The organism is Ruminococcus sp. YE71 (assembly GCF_900119155.1).
In the GTDB taxonomy this organism is placed as follows: domain Bacteria; phylum Bacillota; class Clostridia; order Oscillospirales; family Ruminococcaceae; genus YE71.
Genome location: NZ_FPIR01000002.1, coordinates 269,122 through 287,990 on the forward strand (window position 1 = coordinate 269,122; position 18,869 = coordinate 287,990).

The following is an 18,869-nucleotide window of genomic DNA, read 5'->3' on the forward strand; positions in this document are numbered from 1 at the left end:
AGAGAAAAATTTTTTTCAGATAAGAAATAAGGTATCGCCGTCGGCGATAAGTCAAAGCCGACAAAACGCCGCATTTATTACCTCTTATCTCTTATCTCGAAGTAGTATCTGCGGTTCGAGGCGGGGAAGTCGTCCATAACGCCGTGTTCGGGGTCGTAGAAAACGCCCTCGCAGAAGAGCGACCAGTGCCAGCATCGGGGAGTTTCAAGGCTCAGCATACAGAGCGGCGGAAGTGCCGACTTGTCCGCGACCTGCACGCGCTCATCCGAGACATAAAAGCCGCGGGAACGCAGGAAAGATTTCATCTCTTTAAGGGTGGTCTCGCGGTCGTTGCAGAGGATGCGTGCGACCTCGCCGACGGGGATGCCGGTCACCATCGCCAGCACAGCCTGTCCGCACTGCAGGTCGGTGGGCTCGTGAACATAGTTGACAGTCATCAATATCACCTCAAACAGATGATACCACATAATGATGTACCTGTGTTGAACAAATTTAAAATTCGGGAAAATAATACTTGAAAACTCTGACGGAATATGGTATAATCAAAAGATAGGATATGTAATGAGAGGGGTGTTTGCGTGGATAATGAAGTTGTAAAGCTTCTGGTGAGGGTGATGCTCACGTCGATGGGACTGATGGCGGTCATCATGGTGTGCTGCGTCGTTACGCCGAGGCTCGCGAAATTCATCGACTCCCACAGGAAAACACCGCCTGCGGACAGCACGCCCGACGGTACTCCAGAGGTGCGCGGAGCTTTCGACGCTCAGAGCGACCCCGAGTACGACCTTAATTACAAGATATACAATAAAGATATATATGGAGTTGATTTTAGACATGGCAAAGAAAAACAAAATGGTAGAAGCGATAACCTCGATGGATGAGGATTTCGCACAGTGGTACACCGACATCTGCAAGAAGGCAGAGCTCGTTGAGTACACCAGCGTAAAGGGCTGTATGGTCATCCGTCCTTACGGCTACGCTATCTGGGAGAACATCCAGCACGACCTCGACCGCCGCTTCAAGGAGCTGGGTCACGAGAACGTTTGTATGCCGATGTTCATCCCCGAGAGCCTGCTCAACAAGGAGAAAGACCACGTTGAGGGATTCGCTCCCGAAGTTGCATGGGTGACTTACGGCGGCTCGGAGAAGCTCGAAGAGCGCCTTTGCGTGCGCCCGACCTCCGAGACACTGTTCTGTGAGCACTACGCTAATATCGTTCACTCCTACCGCGACCTGCCGAAGCTGTACAACCAGTGGGTGTCGGTAGTTCGCTGGGAAAAGACAACCCGTCCGTTCCTGCGTTCGAGAGAGTTCCTGTGGCAGGAAGGTCACACCATCCACGAGACTGCCGATGAAGCTGTTCACGAGACCGAGCAGATGCTCAACGTTTACGCGGACTTCTGCGAGCAGACCCTCGCTATGCCTGTAGTAAAGGGCAAGAAGACCGAGAGCGACAAGTTCGCGGGCGCGGTATCCACCTACGCTATCGAGGCGCTGATGCACGACGGCAAGGCGCTCCAGGCAGGTACTTCCCACTACTTCGGCGACGGCTTCGCAAAGGCTTTCGGCATCCAGTTCACAGGCCGTGAGAACAAGCTGGAGTATCCGCACCAGACTTCCTGGGGCGTTACCACACGTCTTATCGGCGCTGTTATCATGACACACGGCGACGACAGCGGACTTGTACTGCCCCCTGCGGTGGCACCTGTTCAGGCTGTTATCCTGCCGATCCAGCAGTTCAAGGAAGGCGTTCTCGAAAAGGCTAACGAACTTGCCGACGTTCTGAAAGCGGCAGGCATCCGCGTCAAGGTCGATGACCGCGACCAGTCCCCGGGATGGAAGTTCGCTGAGCACGAGATGCGCGGCGTTCCTGTACGTATCGAGGTAGGCCCGAAGGACATCGAGAACGGTCAGTGCGTTGTTGCTGTCCGCTACAGCGGCGAGAAGATGAACGTTGCGTTCGGCGAGCTCTCCGAGAAGGTGACCGACCTACTGAACAACGTCATCCCGAAGGGTATGTACGACAAGGCTGCTGCAAACCGCGCAAACAAGACCTACAAGTGTACCACCATCGACGAGATAAACGCGGCTCTTACCGAAAAGGGCGACGGCTTCATCGAGGCTATGTGGTGCGGCGACGAGGCCTGCGAGGACAAGGTGAAGGAGCTGACAGGCGCAGGTTCGCGCTGTATCCCCTTCGAGCAGCATGAGATCTCCGATAAGTGCGTATGCTGCGGAAAGCCTGCGAAGTGCATGGTTCTCTGGGGCAAGGCATACTGATCTCGGATAAGAAATTAAAGACGAGAGATGCGGCGTCCGCTCGGCGGACATATCCGTTATCTTGATCCCCGATCCTGTTGTGTATTGCTATAAATGATGAGTTATCATACGGAATGCGTGATTTATTTGGGGAGACCCTTTTGAAAAAGGATCCTCCCCCAAGCCCCCTCCCTAAAACTTCTGATTCTTTTTGGCAGGGGGCAGCTGCTTTTCAAAAAGGATAGTCAAATGGGGTCATTCGCCGCATTTTGAAAGAATGTCTGCCCCCTGCCAAAAAGTTTTAAAAGTCTTTGGAAAGGGGTCTGGGGAAGAACCTTTCTTCAGAAAGGTTTTCCCCAGCAGGTCACGCAGTCAGCACGGTAAATCATCATTTGCGGCAATACATAGCGAAATGGGGGATATTTTGCTGACTTTTGCTGGGAGGGCACTTTCTTTGAACTACAGGCGCAGGGTTTTCTATTATGAAACGGACAAGATGGGTATCGTCAACCATTCCAACTACATCAGGTGGATGGAGGAAACGAGGATAGTCTACCTCGAAAAGGTCGGCGCACCTTTCGACATGATAGAGGAAATGGGGCTGGTATGCCCTGTGCTGGGGCTTTCCGCCGAGTACGTCGGCATGGTGCGCTTCGGCGATACCGTGACGGTAGAAGCGCATATCACAGATTTTTCGGGCGCCCGTATGCACGTTGGCTACACCATGTACAAGGAGGATGGCTCGGTGTGCTTCAGGGGCGAGAGCAGACACTGCTTCATGAAGGACGGCAGGGTAGTCAGCCTGAAAAAGAAATACCCCGAGCTTTACGAGAAGATTGTTTCGGGTGATACCGATGAGACCGTTTAAGAGGTGACTGAAAATGACATACACATTACACGTTGCAGGGCTTACGAGGGAACTGCCTTTGTGTCCTGTGAATGACAGTCTTGACATAGCGGCGTTCGTCATCTTTTCGGATGTCGAGCTGACCGTTGCCTGTGCGGCTGAGCTGCTGAAAAAGGTCGGCGAGTTCGATGTTATCGTGACCGCCGAATCGAAGGGCATACCGCTTGCGTATGAGTGTGCGCGGCAGTCGGGAAAGCAGTACATCGTAGGCAGAAAATCCACAAAGCTGTACATGACCGACCCTATCTCGGTGAACGTGAAGTCCATCACCACCGCGAAGATGCAGACGCTGTACCTTTCGCAGGAGGACGCGGCACAGCTCAGAGGCAGGCGCGTGCTGATAATCGACGACGTTATAAGCACGGGCGAATCGCTGATCGCGCTTGAAAAGCTGGTCGAAGCCGCCGAGGGAAACATCGTTTGCAAGGCAGCAGTCCTCGCAGAGGGCAAAGCCGCCGACCGCGACGACATCGTATTTCTCGAAAAACTCCCCGTATTCCCGAAGTGAGAAAAAAGGCTGTACTGTTCCGTACAGCCTTTTTTAGATAAGGGATAAGTATCGCTTCTTATCCCGCAAGCAAAGTGTGGATTTGCGCAAAACCTACTTGACAGCATTGATATAATAGTGTAAAATAGAAGATAGTACTTCGTTTGTATCTGGGTCAGGAGAGCGTATATGGATAGTATTGCACGACAATATCTTATCATCGGGGCGGCTGTCTTTGCGGCAGTCTGCCTTTTTATGCACATTCTCGGACTTGCCATGCAGACCGTGACCCGTTTCCCCGACGCAAAACTCGAACGTATGGGCGGGGACAAAAGGGCAGCGGCTATCGCCGCTTTGCAGGAACGCTCCGAGCTTACCCGATTCAAGGTCATCCTCGTGCAGATTTTCTGCGGTGCTTTCTGCGCCGCCGCCGAATGGATACTGCTCGGGAATTTCGTCAAGCGCGAATGCTATGAGTTCTACAGAAATCTCAGCGGCGGTCTCTACTCGGATTCGATACAGATGGTGACCGCTGTCACGGCGGCTCTGCCCATCGCACTCATGATGATACTCTACGGAGCGCTCGTGACCGAACTTCCGAGACGCGCCGCCAAAACAGGCTCGCTCTCGGGCGAGAACGGCGAGAGATTCGCTCTGCGGACGGTGGGTTTTCTGCGGCTGATGCTGGGGGTGTTCGCTCCCGTGACTTTCCTCGGAAGGGGATTTCTGGCACTGCTGTCAAAGCCCTTCGGAGTTCAGCCCGAGGTCATCGACGAAACGGGCGAAGACCTGATACAGCTTATCGACGCCCAGAGCGAGGACGGCGGTATCGAAGAGGAACAGGCGGAGATGATATCGAACATCTTCGAGTTCGGCGACCTTGAACTGCATGAGGTCATGACTCACAGGACTGAGGTCTGTGCCGCGGAGATATCTTCGTCGGTGGGCGACGTGGTAAAGCTCGCTGTGGATACGGGCTTCTCACGCATACCCGTTTACAGAGAGACTGTGGACGACATCTGCGGGGTCATCTATGTGAAAGACCTGCTGCCGCTGGTGCTACAGTCCGACTGCTCGGATATACCCGCCTCAAAATATATGCACAAGATAAAATACGTCCCCGAATCGGGAAGCTGCGGCGAACTGTTCACCTACTTCACCGAGAACAACCGTCAGATAGCGGTGGTGCTCGATGAGTACGGCGGAACGGCGGGAGTCGTGACGATGGAAGACCTTCTGGAACGCATCGTCGGCAATATCCGCGACGAGTACGACGAGGACGAGGATGAGGAAATAGAAGAGATAACACCTCATACATACGATATCTCAGGCAGCGCCGACCCCGATGAGGCTATGGAACGTCTCGGTTCGCCGCTGCCCGAAGACCACGATTACGATACTATGGGCGGCTTCGTGACCGACCTGCTGGGATTTATTCCCGAGGAAGGTCAGACGCCTGCGGTGCGCTACGGCAACATCACTTTCGGAGTCATCTCCGCAAGGGACAACCGCATCGTCAAGCTGAGAGCCGTCATAGATAAGGAGCGAAAGGAGACAGACAACGGTGAAAGCTAAGGCTCTGCTGCCGATAACAGCGGCAGTGGTGTTCGCGTCATGCTCCGTTTCAGAGATAATGCCCGAAAGCCCCGAGGAAAAGCTCGCTTCGGCGATAGAAACGGCGGCTGAGAAAAAGACCGAGTCGGTGACACTTGCCGACCCCGATGAACTCTACGGCTTCATACCCGAGACACCTGCTTCGGCGGCGTATTTCCTCGAAAACTGTTCCGACGATGTTCGGGGGATATATATGCGGCTGTACAGCGGCATCTTCAACCATGACACAGAGATAAAACTGCCTTCGGGAGTGATAGGGAACGAGGATTTTTCAGACCTTCTCTCCATGACGGTTATGACGAGTCCCTGGTCTGACGCGATGGACAGCAAGTACAGCGTCTCGATAGCGTCGGACGAAACGGTGGAAAGCCTGACGGCCGCCTTTTCGGGCAGTTCGGAGGACTCGAAGGAACACTACGACGCTGTTGTGAAACGCGCATACGAGATAGCTGAGCAGGCGGTGGGTTACGACTCCGACTACGAAAAGCTATGCTACATACACGATACGATAATCTTCGGCTGTCAGTACGAGCCGTCCGCCCCCGACGCTCACAGCGCATACGGTGCACTCATCGGCGGCAAGGCTGTCTGTGAGGGCTACGCAAAGGCGTTCTCGCTGATATGCGAGCTGTCGGGGATAACCGCCCTGCCTGTCAGCGGCATCGCAGTCAGTCCCGAGAGCGGCAGTCAGCCGCATATGTGGAACAAGGTGCTGCTGGACGGCGAATGGTATAACGTTGATGTTACCTGGGACGACCCTACGGGCAGCGACGACCCGCTGAATATTCGCTACGACTACCTGCTGGTAAGCGATGAATACATCTCGGCTTCGCATACCGAAAAGAAGAATGTGTTCATGCCCGAGCCTGCCGCAGGCAACAGCTTCGGCAGCTGGTACTACCGCACGGGCAACGTCATTACCGCCGATACCGACATCGGTCAGGTGGCTGCAAGATTCCTGAACGGCTGCTTCTACAGCGGTTCGGACAGAACGCTGAGGATCTACTGTGAGGACAGCGAGACCTACGAACGCGTCTGCGACGAATGGTTCGGCGAGGGCAGCGGCAGCTTCAAATCAATGCTCACAAGCTACGCCTCACTCGGCGAAAGCATCAGCTACTCCTTCTCGAACGAACCGAGAACGAGAGTGATAACAGTGACGATACTTTGAACAGATAAGATATGAGAGATAAGGGGGCCGCTTCCGCTCTTCTCATTTCCCATCTGATTCTTCTACTATATAAAAACTATTTGGAGGTTAACATCATGCTTACAGATATCGAGATCGCTCAGCAGGCGAAAATGCTCAGAATAGGCGAGATCGCGAAGTCGCTCGGCATCGCGGAGGAGGACTTTGAGCCTTACGGACACTACAAGGCAAAGCTCTCGGAACAGCTCTACGTCAAGACCGCAGACAAGCCCGACGGCAAGCTCATACTCGTGACCGCTATCAACCCGACCCCCGCAGGCGAGGGCAAGACCACCGTTTCGGTAGGTCTTGCTGAGGGTATGGCAAAGACGGGCAGGAACGCGATACTCGCACTTCGCGAGCCGTCCCTCGGACCCGTGTTCGGCATCAAGGGCGGCGCGGCAGGCGGCGGCTACGCTCAGGTAGTCCCGATGGATGACATCAACCTGCACTTCACAGGCGATATGCACGCCATCACCGCTGCGAACAACCTGCTCTGCGCACTTATCGACAACCACATCCATCAGGGCAACGTTCTGCGCATCGACCAGAGACGTATTCTCTTCAAGCGCTGCATGGACATGAACGACCGCGCCCTCAGAAGTGTTATCGTGGGTCTCGGCGGCAAGGTGAACGGCTTCCCGAGAGAGGACGGCTTCCAGATAACCGTCGCTTCCGAGATAATGGCGATACTCTGTCTTGCGGCTGACCTTGCAGACCTGAAGGCTCGTCTCGAACGCATCCTCGTGGGCTACGACCTGGACGGCAACCCCGTTTACGCGGGTCAGCTTCAGGGCTGCGGCGCTATGGCAGCGCTCTTAAAGGACGCTCTCAAGCCGAACCTCGTACAGACTCTTGAAAACACCCCCGCCATCATGCACGGCGGACCTTTCGCAAATATCGCACACGGCTGCAACTCGGTAAGAGCCACCAAGCTCTGCCTGAAACTCGCAGACTACACCATCACCGAAGCAGGCTTCGGTTCCGACCTCGGCGCGGAGAAGTTCTTCGACATCAAGTGCCGCTACGCAGGTCTGAAGCCCAACTGCGTCGTTCTGGTGGCGACCATCCGCGCTCTGAAATACAACGGCGGCGTTGCAAGGGCAGACCTCAAGACCGAGAATGTCGAGGCTCTGAAAAAGGGCTCTGTCAACCTGCGCACCCACATCGAGAATATGCAGAAGTTCGGCGTGCCTGTAGTCGTTGCGATAAACCGTTTCGCAGACGACACCGACGCAGAGATAGCTGTTATCGAGGAAGTTTGCAGTCAGTGCGGCGTTGAGTTCTCGCTGACCGAGGTGTTCGCTAAGGGCGGCGAAGGTGCTGCCGACCTTGCCGACAAGGTCGTGAACGCTATCGAGACAAAGCCCTCGCAGTACAAGCCGCTGTACGATACAGCGCTCCCCGTGAAGGAGAAGATAGGCACCATCGCACGCGAGATATACCGCGCTGACGGCGTTATCTACACCGCTCAGGCAGAGAAGGCGCTCAAAGAGATCGAGGCACTCGGCAAGACCGACCTGCCTATCTGCGTTGCCAAGACCCAGTACAGCCTGTCGGACGACCCGACCAAGCTCGGCAAGCCCGAGGGCTTTGAGATAACCGTCCGCGACATGAAGCTGTCGTCGGGCGCGGGATTCATCGTGGTTTACACGGGCGACATCATGACCATGCCCGGACTGCCGAAAGCACCTGCCGCAAACAATATCGACGTTGACAACGCAGGAAATATCTCGGGTCTGTTCTGATTTAACGAAAAAAATAAACTGACGATAACGCATCAAAAATGCGGACAGATCTGATACAAACCGATCGGAGGAACGCGAAATGGAAGAGCATTCGGCGATAAGAGCCAAAAACGACCGCAAAAGTATGCAGGCGGCGATAGTAGTTCTGCTGGTGATAGTCTGCGGACTTGCAAACCTTGCTTATCTGTTCATGGAGAAGTATGCGCCGACGCTCAGCCGCGATGTTTTCGGGTTCTATCAGGAGTATGTTTTCCCCGTGCTTTCGACGCCCTTTGCGTTCTTTACCGATAAAGTGCCGTTCTCGCTGGGCGAGATACTTATCATCATCGGGCTGTGCTGCGTGCCGCTGTCGATAATCATCGGCATCGTCACCGCCATAGTCAAGAAGAACGACAGCGAAGCGAAGAAGAAGGTCGGGAAGGTCATCGGGCTGTTCTACGCATGGGTGTTCGTGTACGTGCTGTTCACCGAGACGTTCAACTGCTTCCTGCTCTACCACGCACCGACTTTTGCCGAGCTGTACGGTTATCCGCAGGATAAGTACACCGCGGCACAGCTCGAACAGCTGGCGGATTTCCTCATCACACGGTCGAACGACCTGGCTATGCAGGTCAAGCGCGATGAGAACGGTCAGTTCGTGCTGACTGCCGATCTGGACAAGACCGCGAAGACTTCCCTCAAGGCGCTGAAAAAAGAATACCCCCTGCTGGGCGGCTACTACACCACGCCGAAAAAGGTGAAGAATTCCTTCTTCATGAGTCAGCAGTACCTGATGGGTATCTACTTCCCCTTCACGATGGAGGCGAACTACAATACCGAGATGTACGCGCTGAATATGCCCGACACCGTCTGCCACGAGCTGGCACATACGAAGGGCTTTATCCGCGAGGATGAGGCGAACTTCATCTCCTTCCTCGCCTGTGAGGGCAGCGATAACACCGATTACCGCTACAGCGGCTACGTCAGGGCGCTGAAATACGTCATGAGCAAGTGCGACGAGAACTGCTCGGAGGATGTGAAAAACAGGCTTTACAGCCGTATCTCCGACGGCGTCCGCGCCGACTGGAACGGCAATTCCGAGTACTGGAAGTCGGTTCAGGAGTCGGACAAGGGTCTGCTGGATTCAAAAAAGGTCGCGGAAGCGTCCGATAAGGCGATGGAAGCGTCGCTGAAAATAAACGGCGTTGAGGACGGAAAGAAGTCCTACGGCAGAATGGTTGACCTTCTGCTGGACTGGTATTTTATGGAACAGGAGTGACGGGATTGAGGTTCGTTACAAATTCGGCGGATGAAACGGTCGCACTCGGCGAGAAGATAGGCAGACTGCTCCGCGGCGGTGAGGTCATAGCCTACCGCGGCGACCTCGGCGCGGGAAAGACGACCATCACACGGGGCATCTCCCTCGGGATGGGGCTGGGCGACGAGGTGACGAGCCCGACTTTCGCACTGGTGAACGAGTATCACGGTGATAAGCTGTCGCTCTACCACTTCGATATGTACCGCATAACCTCGGCGGAAGACCTCGAAACCACAGGCTTTTTCGACTTCATGAACGAGGACAGCGTGATAGCTGCCGAGTGGAGCGAGAACATTGAGGACGAGCTCCCCGAGGACACCATTTTTATCGAGCTTCGCCGCGTGAGCGACGATGTGCGCGAGATAATCATAACAGGAGACGATCGCTTTGAAGCTATTGGCAATTGATACATCGGGCAAGGTAGCGTCTGCCGCCGTGACGGACGGGGGAGTCGTGCTTGCCGAAAAGAGCGTTTACACCAAGCTGACCCATTCGCAGATAATACTGCCGATGGTGCAGGAACTGCTGGACGACTGCGGACTGACCCTCGGCGAGCTGGACGGCATCGCCTGCGCGAAGGGACCCGGTTCTTACACGGGACTGCGCATCGGCATCGCGGCGGTGAAGGGCATCGCGATGGGGTGCGGGCAGCTGAAATGCGCGGGTATCTCGACGCTTGAAGCGCTGGCGCAGAACTGTGCGGCATACCGCGGCAGGATCGTGAGCGTGATGGCGGCGAGGAAGGGCGTCATTTACCTTGGCGTGTACGAGTCGGACGGGGAGCGCGTGAAGTGCGTTTTGCCCGATAAGGTTTGTTCCGAGGATGAGCTGAACGGGCTCGATCTGGATGAAGCTGTCATCACGGGCGATTGCTGTGAGGATATAAAGGCGAGATTTTTCGCGGATAAGGCGGCTGTGAAGTGTGCGCCGTTTGCGGACAGACTGCAAAAAGCGTCGTCGCTGTGTGCGATATTCGAGGCAGATCCCGATCGGGCAACAGAAGCCGACGACCTAGCTGCCGCATACCTCCAGGACACAAAAGCCGAAAAAGACAAAGCCCACAGAACATAAAATAAGAGGCTCAAATGAAGCTTCCGTGCTCAAAATAAAAAACCTGCACAAAAAAGGGGCGTATTAGTGGGTCAAGCGCCACCGCGCTTGGCAGAGTCCAGAGGCGGCAGCCTTTGGTCAAGAGCTCGAGAGTGAAACTCTCGATTGCCGCAGACAAGAAAGCACACGAAAGAACAACCACACCATGAAATCGGCAAACCCCCGATTTCAGCGAAGCTGAAACACCCCCCTGAAAACACAAACAAACGAAAAAGAACTCAATAAAATAAACCCACGAAAAGGAGAACCCACTATGAAAATAGCGATTGGAAACGACCACGCAGCCCCCGAGCTGAAACTCGCCTGCGCAAAGTACCTGGAAGAACAGGGCTTTGAAGTCATGGACATGGGCGTTGCGGCAGGCGAAAAGTGCGACTATCCCGACGCGGCACGCAGGGTCTGTAAGATGGTGCTGAGCGGTATGGCAGACCTCGGGATACTTATCTGCGGTACGGGCATCGGAATGTCGATGGCGGCAAATAAGTTCAAGGGCATCCGCGCAGCCTGCTGCTCGGATACGTTCTCGGCAAGGCTGACACGCGAACATAACAACGCAAACGTGCTGTGCTTCGGCGCAAGAGTGGTCGGCGAAGGTACGGCTCTCGACCTTTGCGACGTGTTCGTAAAGACACCCTACTCGGGTGAGGAACGCCACGAAAAACGCATAGCTAAAATCACGGCTATCGAAAATGAATAAGGAGGAAGAAAAATGAGCGAAAACATCGATCTGAACCAGGAACTTGAAGATGCAGAGGTAGAGGTAGTTACCCTGACAGATGAGGAAGGAAACGAAAACGAGTATGAACTCGTTGACGTTATCGGCTTCGAGGAGAAACAGTACGCTGTTCTCATCCCTTACGCAGAGACCGAGGAAGAGGCTGAGGAAAGCGCTGAGGTCGTTATCCTTGAGATAATCGAGGGCGATGAGGAAGACCAGCTGGTGTCTGTTACTGATGAGCGCGTGCTGACCGAGGTCTACGAGCTCTTCAAGGATCTGCACGAGGATGACTTCAACTTCGTTGAGGACTGAGACTGACTGATAATGTACAAAACAGCCGCTCGGATGTGCGTCCGAACGGCTGTTTTTCTGTATTGAGTTATCCCTCGGGTTCGGGTTCTGAATTGTTCAGGCGGTCTTCCTGCATGATGAAGTTGTCGATCTCGACAACGCCCGTCGAACCGTCCGAGTATGTGAACTCGACATACTCGCCGTAGTCATCTTTAATTTGCTTCCAGTCGGTGACGAGCCCCTTTTCTTTCAGATAGATAAGAACCGCTTCGACATCGGTAAGGCGCTCTTTGGCGGTCTTCTGGTACCTGTACTTTTCAGTCCGGGTGACTTCGCTGAGGGCACTGTCCACCTTCTGCTTGTCGGACGGTTTGTCTTCGATGATGCTGATAATGACGGGCACAGAGATGTGTGTCACGCCGTCGGCGGTGTAGGCGGCTCTGAACTCGAACTCGCCTGCCGTGTCGGTGTTGAACTGGTAGATGCCCGTGTAGATGCCGTCCTTTGCTATGTCATCGTAGGTGAGCTCGGGCTCGCCCGTGTCCACAAGCACCGACGCATAGACGAACTCGCCGTCCTTTTTCCGTTCGAGCTGTATCTCGTCGGGGGTGTCGCCGTTCAGGGGAGTGGCATAGAAAAGCACCATGCCGCTGTCCTTTCCGACGAAAAGGGTGGTGCGGTCGGGCTCCATGGTTATGTCCTCGCTTTCGTCAACGTCGGGACGGGGAGCAGGTTCGGATGATGAACTGTCGGGGTCGGATGAACCGCCGTTAAGATCGACCTCCTTGCCCGTACACCACTCGGGTTCGAGCTGAAACATCATATCTTCGCGGTCGGGCAGATAGCATCGCCAGAACAGCTTCGCCTTGCCGTCCTCAACGCGGATGTCCCAGAAATCGTAGGAGAAGCACTTGACCGTGGGGTCGTCGCGGAAGCGTCGGCAGACGACGCGGCGCTGAGTCGCGATGAGGTCGAAGTTTTTTAGGAAAGACTCCTCATCCGTGCCGCCGAGATACTTCGCGAAGCCGTTGCCCGCGTCGCGGAAATTCCTCGGGATAAGGTAGAGCTGATCCGCGCGGACGAGCAGGTAAAGGTCGGTGTCCTCAACCGTCTCGACTGGGGAGTTCTCGCGGGTGGGGTCGAAGCGTTCGGAGATGTAGCCGTCGAAGTCCTCGGCTTCGGGCACGAGCAGCAGGGTGTAGGGCTCGGCGGTGTCGGGAGCGGTGTAGCCGTCAACGAATTTGCGGTTGTCCCAGTTCTCGATAGCGGCCATAGCGAGGATCTCGTTATCAGTAACATCCTCATTGAGCGTTTCGGAGAATTCATAGTGGATGCGGTCGGCGGTAAGTCTCGGCGAAGGTGCGTTGGGGTCGGTGCCCGAACTGCCTGCCATCGCCTGAGCTTTTTCCTTGGTAGCGGTATCGCTGTCGGTGCTTCCGCAGGCGGTGAGCATCGCGGCTGCCAGCAGAACAGCGAGGAATCTTGTCTTTTTCATGATAATGTCCCCTTTCGGAAAAATGATGGTACGTGTGAAACATCCTTCAACAATATATGACGCAAAACGCGGCGGAGATATTACACCCTTATTGAAAAAAGTTGATTTTTTTTTCACGGTGTGCTATAATAATGATATGATCCATCAACGGAGGTGCGGATATGAACGATAAGCTCGAACGCAGTATAGTATATGTCAAAGGTGTAGGCCCGAAACGCGCCGAACTTTTTGCAAAGCTGGGCGTGACCTCGGTCTACGACCTGTTACAGTACTGCCCGAGAGATTATGTTGACCTGTCCTCGCCCGTTGAGCTGAGGGGTCTTGATAACTTCGGGGAAGAGCCTGTGGTGATAAGGGCGCGGCTGGTCAGGAAAATGCCGCCTGCACACATCCGCAAGGGCATGACCGTCCTGCACGCCGTCTTTACCGACGATACCGACGATGTTACCGTCACCATGTTCAACACCGAATATCTGTTCGCGTCGCTGAAGGAGGGTCAGAGCTACATCCTCTACGGAAGGCTCGGCGGCAACATTTTCCGCAGGGAGATGTCCTCGCCCACCATTTATCCTGCCGATTCCCCCGACCTTATCCAGCCCGTCTATCCGCTGACCGAGGGGCTGACCCAGAACGTCCTGCGCAAGGCGGTCAGGTGTGCCCTCGACCTCATCTCGGACGAAGTCACCGAGATTATGCCCCCTCACGTCTGCGGCAAGCTGAGCCTTTGCTCGCTCATCACCGCCTGGGAGAACATCCACTTCCCGAAGAGCATGGACAGCGCCGCCGAAGCAAGGCGCAGGCTCATCTTCGACGAGCTGTTCGTTCATGCGCTGGCAGTCGCGTACCGCCGCGAGAACGAGAACAGCCACTCAAACTTCATCATGAAATACTGCGACCTGGACGATTTCGCGGGGTCGCTGCCCTTTAAACTGACCAACGCCCAGCAGAAGGCGCTCGACGACTGCGTTATGGGTATGTGCAGTCCCGAGCGGATGAACAGGCTGATTCAGGGCGACGTCGGTTCGGGCAAGACAGTGGTGGCGGCAGGCGCGGCGTACTTCGCGCACAAGAACGGCTACCAGTCCTGCGTCATGGCGCCCACCGAAATACTGGCAGGTCAGCACTACGATACTTTCCGCAGGCTGCTTGAACCGCTGGGGGTGAGGGTCGGTCTGCTGAAGGGCTCGCTGACACCGAAGAAGAAAAAGGAGATGCAGACCGCCATCTCGCTGGGCGAGTACGACGTGGTGGTGGGCACTCATGCCCTCATCTCCGAGAACGTGAAGTTTTTCAGGCTGGCGCTGGTCATCACCGACGAACAGCACCGCTTCGGCGTGGAGCAGCGTGCGGCGCTCTCCGCAAAGGGCAACGACCCTCACCGCATCGTCATGAGCGCGACTCCGATACCGAGGACGCTGGCGCTCATCTACTACGGCGAGCTCGCCATCTCCATCATCGACGAGCTGCCCCTCGGCAGAAAACCCATCTCGACCTACGCCATCTCGGGCAGGATCCGCAGCAGGGCTTACGGCTTCGTGAAGAAGCAGCTGGACGACGGACATCAGGCGTACATCGTCTGTCCCGCGGTGGAGGAGAGCGAGCTGGACATCAAGGACGTGAAGAGCTACTACGAGGAGCTGAGCGCAGGGGAGTTCTCGGGGTACAGTCTCGGGCTGCTCCACGGCAAGATGACGGGCGCCGAAAAGGACGAGGTCATGAGCCGTTTCAAGGAAGGGGAGATACAGCTTCTGGTGGCGACTACCGTTGTGGAAGTCGGCGTTGACGTGCCGAACGCCACGGTCATCGTCATCGAGAACGCCGACCGTTTCGGGCTGTCGCAGCTGCACCAGCTGCGCGGACGAGTGGGACGCGGCGGCTTCGAGTCCTTCTGCATACTCATCACCGAGAACGCCACCCCTGATGTGATAAAGCGCATGAAGCTGATAAGCTCGACCAACGACGGCTTCAAGATAGCCGAGGAGGACCTGAAACTCCGCGGTCCGGGAGATTTCTTCGGCAAGCAGCAGCACGGTCTGCCCGATTTCCGCATCGCCGACCTCGCCCGTGACGTGGAGGTTTTCAGGCAGGCGCAGATAATGGCAGAGCGCGTAATCCTCTCCGACCCGACCCTCTCACATCCCGAGAACAAGGTCCTGAAAGACCTTGCCCTGCGGCTGATAGAAAAAGGCTCGGAAATGAACTGATACGGATAAGAAGTCAGAAATAAGAGATAAGAGACAAGGTGTCCGCGGAGTGATACCTTATCTCTTTTTTTCTGATTTTTTATTGTGCGAGTTCGTTTTTCATGAGCTCGTCCGCGTCGTTCAGGGCGGTGAAGATGACGTTTGCGTCGAGTATGCCCGGGACGGGGGCGGCGGGGACGTGTTCGTAGCGGCGGAGGACTTCGCTCTGCCAGTCGGTGAGCTGTTCGGCGGTGACCGAGGTCACGGCACGGGGAACGGCTTTTTTCAGCTCGGCGAGTATCGGCGGTGTGTAGGGCAGGGTGAGCAGGATGTCCTCAAGCTTCGAGAGTTCCGCCCATTTCCTGCGGCTGAGCTCGTTCCGCGGTATGCCCGAAGCCAGCATCCTATCGAAGAGGAACGGCTGCACCGTGTTGTCCCATGCGATGTCGGTGAACAGGTGCATCAGCACCCCTTTCAGCAGGTCGGGGCGGTCGGCGAACTCTTCCTCGTGCCCGAGCCGATAGGTGTGTATGTTTTCCAGCCATTCGCCGATATCACGGGAGCGCAGGTGAGCCCTGTAGCGCACCTCCTGCGGCGCCATCCCCACGCCGATGTTCACCGCGTCGGGGGCGATGCTGCCCAGCAGGAAGTCGGGCAGGCTGCCGACGCACCGTTCCGTGCCGCTGTGCGACTTTGCGAACAGGTCGGCTATCATCAGGTGTATCAGCGATGACGGCATATCACTTGCCCTCCAGCTGTTTGAGCGCTCTCAGCTCGTTTTTGTCGAGCTTCACCACGCCGTCCTTGATGACCTCAACATCGTCCTTCTTGACGGTGAGGATGTTGTCGCTCTTGTCGGGCTTGACTTTGAGGATGCCTGTCAGCAGGTTTACGTCGATGACGGTGCCCTTGCCCTCCGAGGTCTTGACTACCGCGCCCACCTTCGGGGTCGTGCGCAGAAGATCCTGATACGCTTCGCTCTCGTACTTCAGGCAGCACATGAGTCTGCCGCAGCTGCCCGACAGCTTGGTGGGGTTGAGGGACAGGGACTGTTCCTTAGCCATCTTGACCGAAACGGGGTGGAAGTCGCCGAGGAAACGCGAGCAGCAGAAGGGCTGACCGCAGATGCCGAGTCCTCCCAGCAGTTTCGCTTCGTCGCGGACGCCTATCTGTCTCAGCTCGATACGTGTGCGGAACACGCCTGCAAGGTCTTTAACCAGCTCGCGGAAATCCACGCGGTTCTTCGCGGTGAAGTAGAAGAGCAGCTTGTTGTTGTCGAAGGTGCATTCAACGTCCACGAGATCCATTTTCAGGCCGTGCTTTTTGATCTTCTCCTCGCATATCGCGAAGGCTTCTTTTTCCTTCTTCTTGTTGCGCTCGATAGTTTCAAGGTCGCGTTTGGTAGCGATGCGGATAATGGTCTTGAGCGGCGAGGTGAGTTGCTCCTCGGGCATCTCGCGTATCTCGATAACAACGTCGCCGCACTCGACTCCGCGAACCGTCTCAACGATGACCTTATCGCCCTTGACGACATTGATATCGCCGGGCGCAAAGTAATATATCTTGCCCACTCTCTTGAAGCGGACACCTATGTATTTAACGTCCATATATTGACCTCCGTGAAAGATTTTTATGAAAGAGATTAGAAATAAGAGATACTGCACGACCCTTTCGGAAAACATCTCTTATTTATTCTGCGTCAGCTTTTTATCAGCGCCGCTGTGAGGGCGTTTACGAGGATGCTTGTCAGGCAGTTTGCCGAGGCGCGTCCCGAGAAGTCGCCGAGGATGTCGAAGGCGGCTGTCAGGCGCTTGGTGGAGCGCTTTGCGGCGAGGGCTTTGCAGGCTTCCTGTGAGAACACGTAGGGAGTCTGGGTTCCCGTGTGTATCCGCAGAGCGTCGCGGACGGCTCTCTGCATGAAAGTCATCAGCCGTATGAAGCTGTCGCGCTTCTGGTCTGCCATCGTGAACAGTTTCAGCAGTTCGTACTCGTCGTTCTCGGCAAGCGCCTGAACAGCCGCCGCCGCGATGTCCGCGAGTTTGCGGACTTTTTCGTCTGACACGTAGTCGAGGCAGGCGCCGATATTGCCGCCGCACCGTCTGACCGCCTCCTCGGAAAGCTGAGGGTCACAGCCCTGTTCGGCGAGGTACGCCGCGGTCTGTGCAGGCTCGGTCTCCTCGACTGTGAGGTGGAGGGTTCGCGAGATTATCGTCGCGAGGAAAGTCTCCTTCGAGCGGGCGGTGAGTATCATCACCGTGTGGTCGGGCGGCTCTTCGATGAGCTTCAGCAGGATGTTCTGCACCTGAATGAGCGTCTGGCGCGAGCGGTCGAGGTCGGGGATTATGTAGACCTTCAGCCGCGCCTCGTTCGGCGAAACGACCGCGTCGGAGACCACTGCACGGATGTCCTCGACCTTGTAGTTGCCCGTGTCGGAGCTTTGCACGGTCATGACATCGGGGTGCTGTCCCTGTTCGATAAGTCGGCAGGCGCGGCACTGCCCGCAGAACGTTCCGTCGCCGCGCTCGCAGAGAAGCTGTGAGGCGAGGACTTTTGCGAGGGTGCGTTTGCCGAGCCCATGTTCGCCGCAGATGATGACCGAGTGCGGTTCGCGGTCAGCCGCGATGAGCCTTGCGGTCAGCTCTGTCTGGGTCTCGTTTCCGATGAAGTTTATCATACCTGCTCGAACCTTTCGATATCGGTGACGAAAATGGTCGCGCCGCCGATAGCTACCTCAACGGGGTACGAGCCTGTGCCCTCGGTCTCAAGTATCGCCGAGGAAGGCACATACTGCTTGCGCTTGCGTGAGTATTCGCGGCAGGTCTCGACTATCGTGTCCACCTGACTGTCGTCACAGCAGATGATGAAGGTCGTGTTTCCTGCCGAGAGAAAACCGCCCGTAGACGCGAGCTTTGTGGCGCGTATGCCCTTTTTCAGCAGAGCCTTCGAGACGGCGTAGTTATCGTCGTTATTGACTATAGCGTAAACTAATTTCATAGCGTTTCTCCGTTTGAAATAATATTCCCTTTTTAAAAAGGTGTTCTATGCTGACGGATCGGGATCAGATCAATACCATTCTCATCAGGACCGTTCCTTTGTTGTTTTCGAGTTCTTCAAACCCCATTTTCTTATACAACGCGTAGCCTACGCTCATCACTTCGGGCTTTGTAGTAAAACGGACTTCCTCAAAGCCCGAACCGCGGCATTTATCCAGCAGGGCATTTATCATAGGTCTTGCATAGCCGAGCCCTCTGTATTCGGGTTTGATGAATAATCGCCTTGCTTCCGCTTTTTTATCATCTATCCTCTTGAACGCGATCGTTGCAACAGGCTTTTCGCCGTCATATCCGAGCAGCAGAGCTCCGTCCCGATAAAAACCTTCTAGATCTGCCAGTTCTTTTTCAAGGGATATAAAGCAGGATTCCGCACCCTTTATTTTTGAATACTCACGGATCAGTTCTTTTGCGGCTTCGTGATCATCACATTCTCTTATTTCGATCATCTGTCTATCTCCATACATTATTGCTTCGGATACGGCTCTCTATAGTAAAAAGAGAAAAAATAATATTCCACC

Annotated in this window: 20 protein-coding genes; 13 read left to right on the forward strand and 7 right to left on the reverse strand. The window is 55.4% G+C overall.

Features of this window, described 5'->3' with window-relative positions; all coding sequences use genetic code 11:
* Nucleotides 1-77 precede the first annotated feature (77 nt).
* Nucleotides 78-437: a hypothetical protein gene (locus tag BT142_RS02945; RefSeq protein WP_072416704.1), complete on the reverse strand. Its 360-nt coding sequence runs from the start codon at nucleotides 435-437 to the stop codon at nucleotides 78-80.
* A gap of 141 nt (nucleotides 438-578) precedes the next feature.
* Between BT142_RS02945 and BT142_RS02950 the strand changes: the two genes are divergently transcribed.
* From BT142_RS02950 to BT142_RS03005, 12 genes are all read left to right on the forward strand, one after another.
* A complete protein-coding gene (locus BT142_RS02950; RefSeq protein WP_072416705.1) occupies nucleotides 579-881 on the forward strand; it encodes a hypothetical protein in 303 nt (100 codons plus the stop codon).
* The gene (gene proS / locus BT142_RS02955; protein ID WP_072416706.1) at nucleotides 835-2,280 is read left to right on the forward strand and encodes a proline--tRNA ligase; all 1,446 of its coding nucleotides are present in this window, start codon (nucleotides 835-837) and stop codon (nucleotides 2,278-2,280) included. The genes BT142_RS02950 and proS overlap by 47 nt, the downstream gene beginning before the upstream one ends.
* A gap of 433 nt (nucleotides 2,281-2,713) precedes the next feature.
* The gene (locus tag BT142_RS02960; RefSeq protein WP_242871904.1) at nucleotides 2,714-3,127 is read left to right on the forward strand and encodes an acyl-CoA thioesterase; all 414 of its coding nucleotides are present in this window, start codon (nucleotides 2,714-2,716) and stop codon (nucleotides 3,125-3,127) included.
* Between the two features lie 13 nt (nucleotides 3,128-3,140).
* A complete protein-coding gene (locus BT142_RS02965) occupies nucleotides 3,141-3,674 on the forward strand; it encodes a phosphoribosyltransferase family protein (RefSeq protein WP_072416708.1) in 534 nt (177 codons plus the stop codon).
* Nucleotides 3,675-3,842: 168 nt separating this feature from the next.
* Nucleotides 3,843-5,228 carry a hemolysin family protein gene (locus BT142_RS02970; RefSeq protein WP_072416709.1) on the forward strand — a complete coding sequence of 462 codons (1,386 nt, stop codon included), beginning with the start codon at nucleotides 3,843-3,845 and terminating at the stop codon, nucleotides 5,226-5,228.
* Nucleotides 5,218-6,438, forward strand: coding sequence for a transglutaminase domain-containing protein (locus BT142_RS02975; RefSeq protein ID WP_072416710.1), 1,221 nt, complete (start codon nucleotides 5,218-5,220; stop codon nucleotides 6,436-6,438). Before BT142_RS02970 ends, BT142_RS02975 begins: the two co-directional genes overlap by 11 nt.
* 95 nt (nucleotides 6,439-6,533) lie before the next feature.
* Entirely contained in the window at nucleotides 6,534-8,204 is a 1,671-nt protein-coding gene (locus BT142_RS02980) for a formate--tetrahydrofolate ligase (RefSeq protein ID WP_072416711.1), read from the forward strand.
* Nucleotides 8,205-8,283: 79 nt separating this feature from the next.
* Nucleotides 8,284-9,462, forward strand: coding sequence for a DUF3810 domain-containing protein (locus BT142_RS02985; protein ID WP_072416712.1), 1,179 nt, complete (start codon nucleotides 8,284-8,286; stop codon nucleotides 9,460-9,462).
* Between the two features lie 5 nt (nucleotides 9,463-9,467).
* Nucleotides 9,468-9,908 (forward strand): tRNA (adenosine(37)-N6)-threonylcarbamoyltransferase complex ATPase subunit type 1 TsaE, encoded by a 441-nt coding sequence (gene tsaE, locus BT142_RS02990; RefSeq protein WP_072416713.1) that lies wholly within the window; start codon nucleotides 9,468-9,470, stop codon nucleotides 9,906-9,908.
* Nucleotides 9,889-10,572: a tRNA (adenosine(37)-N6)-threonylcarbamoyltransferase complex dimerization subunit type 1 TsaB gene (gene tsaB, locus BT142_RS02995; RefSeq protein WP_072416714.1), complete on the forward strand. Its 684-nt coding sequence runs from the start codon at nucleotides 9,889-9,891 to the stop codon at nucleotides 10,570-10,572. The genes tsaE and tsaB overlap by 20 nt, the downstream gene beginning before the upstream one ends.
* 292 nt (nucleotides 10,573-10,864) lie before the next feature.
* Nucleotides 10,865-11,308: a ribose 5-phosphate isomerase B gene (gene rpiB / locus BT142_RS03000; protein ID WP_072416715.1), complete on the forward strand. Its 444-nt coding sequence runs from the start codon at nucleotides 10,865-10,867 to the stop codon at nucleotides 11,306-11,308.
* A gap of 12 nt (nucleotides 11,309-11,320) precedes the next feature.
* Nucleotides 11,321-11,641 carry a DUF1292 domain-containing protein gene (locus BT142_RS03005; protein ID WP_072416716.1) on the forward strand — a complete coding sequence of 107 codons (321 nt, stop codon included), beginning with the start codon at nucleotides 11,321-11,323 and terminating at the stop codon, nucleotides 11,639-11,641.
* A 67-nt stretch (nucleotides 11,642-11,708) separates the two neighbouring features.
* Here BT142_RS03005 and BT142_RS03010 read toward each other — a convergent pair whose 3' ends face one another.
* Complete coding sequence (locus tag BT142_RS03010; protein WP_072416717.1) at nucleotides 11,709-13,115, reverse strand: hypothetical protein; 1,407 nt, start codon at nucleotides 13,113-13,115, stop codon at nucleotides 11,709-11,711.
* Between the two features lie 161 nt (nucleotides 13,116-13,276).
* Between BT142_RS03010 and recG the strand changes: the two genes are divergently transcribed.
* Nucleotides 13,277-15,319 (forward strand): ATP-dependent DNA helicase RecG, encoded by a 2,043-nt coding sequence (gene recG / locus BT142_RS03015; protein WP_072416718.1) that lies wholly within the window; start codon nucleotides 13,277-13,279, stop codon nucleotides 15,317-15,319.
* A gap of 79 nt (nucleotides 15,320-15,398) precedes the next feature.
* Here recG and BT142_RS03020 read toward each other — a convergent pair whose 3' ends face one another.
* From BT142_RS03020 to BT142_RS03040, 5 genes are all read right to left on the reverse strand, one after another.
* Nucleotides 15,399-16,037 carry a hypothetical protein gene (locus BT142_RS03020; protein WP_072416719.1) on the reverse strand — a complete coding sequence of 213 codons (639 nt, stop codon included), beginning with the start codon at nucleotides 16,035-16,037 and terminating at the stop codon, nucleotides 15,399-15,401.
* A gap of 1 nt (nucleotide 16,038) precedes the next feature.
* On the reverse strand, nucleotides 16,039-16,905 hold the full coding sequence (locus tag BT142_RS03025; protein WP_072416720.1) for a PSP1 domain-containing protein: 867 nt from the start codon (nucleotides 16,903-16,905) through the stop codon (nucleotides 16,039-16,041).
* A 92-nt stretch (nucleotides 16,906-16,997) separates the two neighbouring features.
* Entirely contained in the window at nucleotides 16,998-17,972 is a 975-nt protein-coding gene (locus BT142_RS03030) for a DNA polymerase III subunit (RefSeq protein ID WP_072416721.1), read from the reverse strand.
* Nucleotides 17,969-18,292: a cyclic-di-AMP receptor gene (locus BT142_RS03035; protein ID WP_072416722.1), complete on the reverse strand. Its 324-nt coding sequence runs from the start codon at nucleotides 18,290-18,292 to the stop codon at nucleotides 17,969-17,971. Before BT142_RS03035 ends, BT142_RS03030 begins: the two co-directional genes overlap by 4 nt.
* A 64-nt stretch (nucleotides 18,293-18,356) precedes the next feature.
* Entirely contained in the window at nucleotides 18,357-18,797 is a 441-nt protein-coding gene (locus BT142_RS03040; protein ID WP_072416723.1) for a GNAT family N-acetyltransferase, read from the reverse strand.
* Between the last annotated feature and the right edge of the window lie 72 nt (nucleotides 18,798-18,869).

Excerpts from the sequence above, each read along its gene's own strand:
- BT142_RS02985 (WP_072416712.1), top strand. The coding sequence starts at position 8,284 with ATGGAAGAGCATTCGGCGATAAGAGCCAAAAACGACCGCAAAAGTATG.
- BT142_RS03040 (WP_072416723.1), bottom strand. The coding sequence starts at position 18,797 with ATGATCGAAATAAGAGAATGTGATGATCACGAAGCCGCAAAAGAACTG.
- recG (WP_072416718.1), top strand. The coding sequence starts at position 13,277 with ATGAACGATAAGCTCGAACGCAGTATAGTATATGTCAAAGGTGTAGGC.
- BT142_RS02945 (WP_072416704.1), bottom strand. The coding sequence starts at position 437 with ATGACTGTCAACTATGTTCACGAGCCCACCGACCTGCAGTGCGGACAG.
- BT142_RS03020 (WP_072416719.1), bottom strand. The coding sequence starts at position 16,037 with ATGCCGTCATCGCTGATACACCTGATGATAGCCGACCTGTTCGCAAAG.
- BT142_RS02980 (WP_072416711.1), top strand. The coding sequence starts at position 6,534 with ATGCTTACAGATATCGAGATCGCTCAGCAGGCGAAAATGCTCAGAATA.
- rpiB (WP_072416715.1), top strand. The coding sequence starts at position 10,865 with ATGAAAATAGCGATTGGAAACGACCACGCAGCCCCCGAGCTGAAACTC.
- BT142_RS03005 (WP_072416716.1), top strand. The coding sequence starts at position 11,321 with ATGAGCGAAAACATCGATCTGAACCAGGAACTTGAAGATGCAGAGGTA.
- BT142_RS02965 (WP_072416708.1), top strand. The coding sequence starts at position 3,141 with ATGACATACACATTACACGTTGCAGGGCTTACGAGGGAACTGCCTTTG.
- BT142_RS03025 (WP_072416720.1), bottom strand. The coding sequence starts at position 16,905 with ATGGACGTTAAATACATAGGTGTCCGCTTCAAGAGAGTGGGCAAGATA.
- BT142_RS03030 (WP_072416721.1), bottom strand. The coding sequence starts at position 17,972 with ATGATAAACTTCATCGGAAACGAGACCCAGACAGAGCTGACCGCAAGG.
- BT142_RS02970 (WP_072416709.1), top strand. The coding sequence starts at position 3,843 with ATGGATAGTATTGCACGACAATATCTTATCATCGGGGCGGCTGTCTTT.
- BT142_RS03035 (WP_072416722.1), bottom strand. The coding sequence starts at position 18,292 with ATGAAATTAGTTTACGCTATAGTCAATAACGACGATAACTACGCCGTC.
- BT142_RS03010 (WP_072416717.1), bottom strand. The coding sequence starts at position 13,115 with ATGAAAAAGACAAGATTCCTCGCTGTTCTGCTGGCAGCCGCGATGCTC.
- proS (WP_072416706.1), top strand. The coding sequence starts at position 835 with ATGGCAAAGAAAAACAAAATGGTAGAAGCGATAACCTCGATGGATGAG.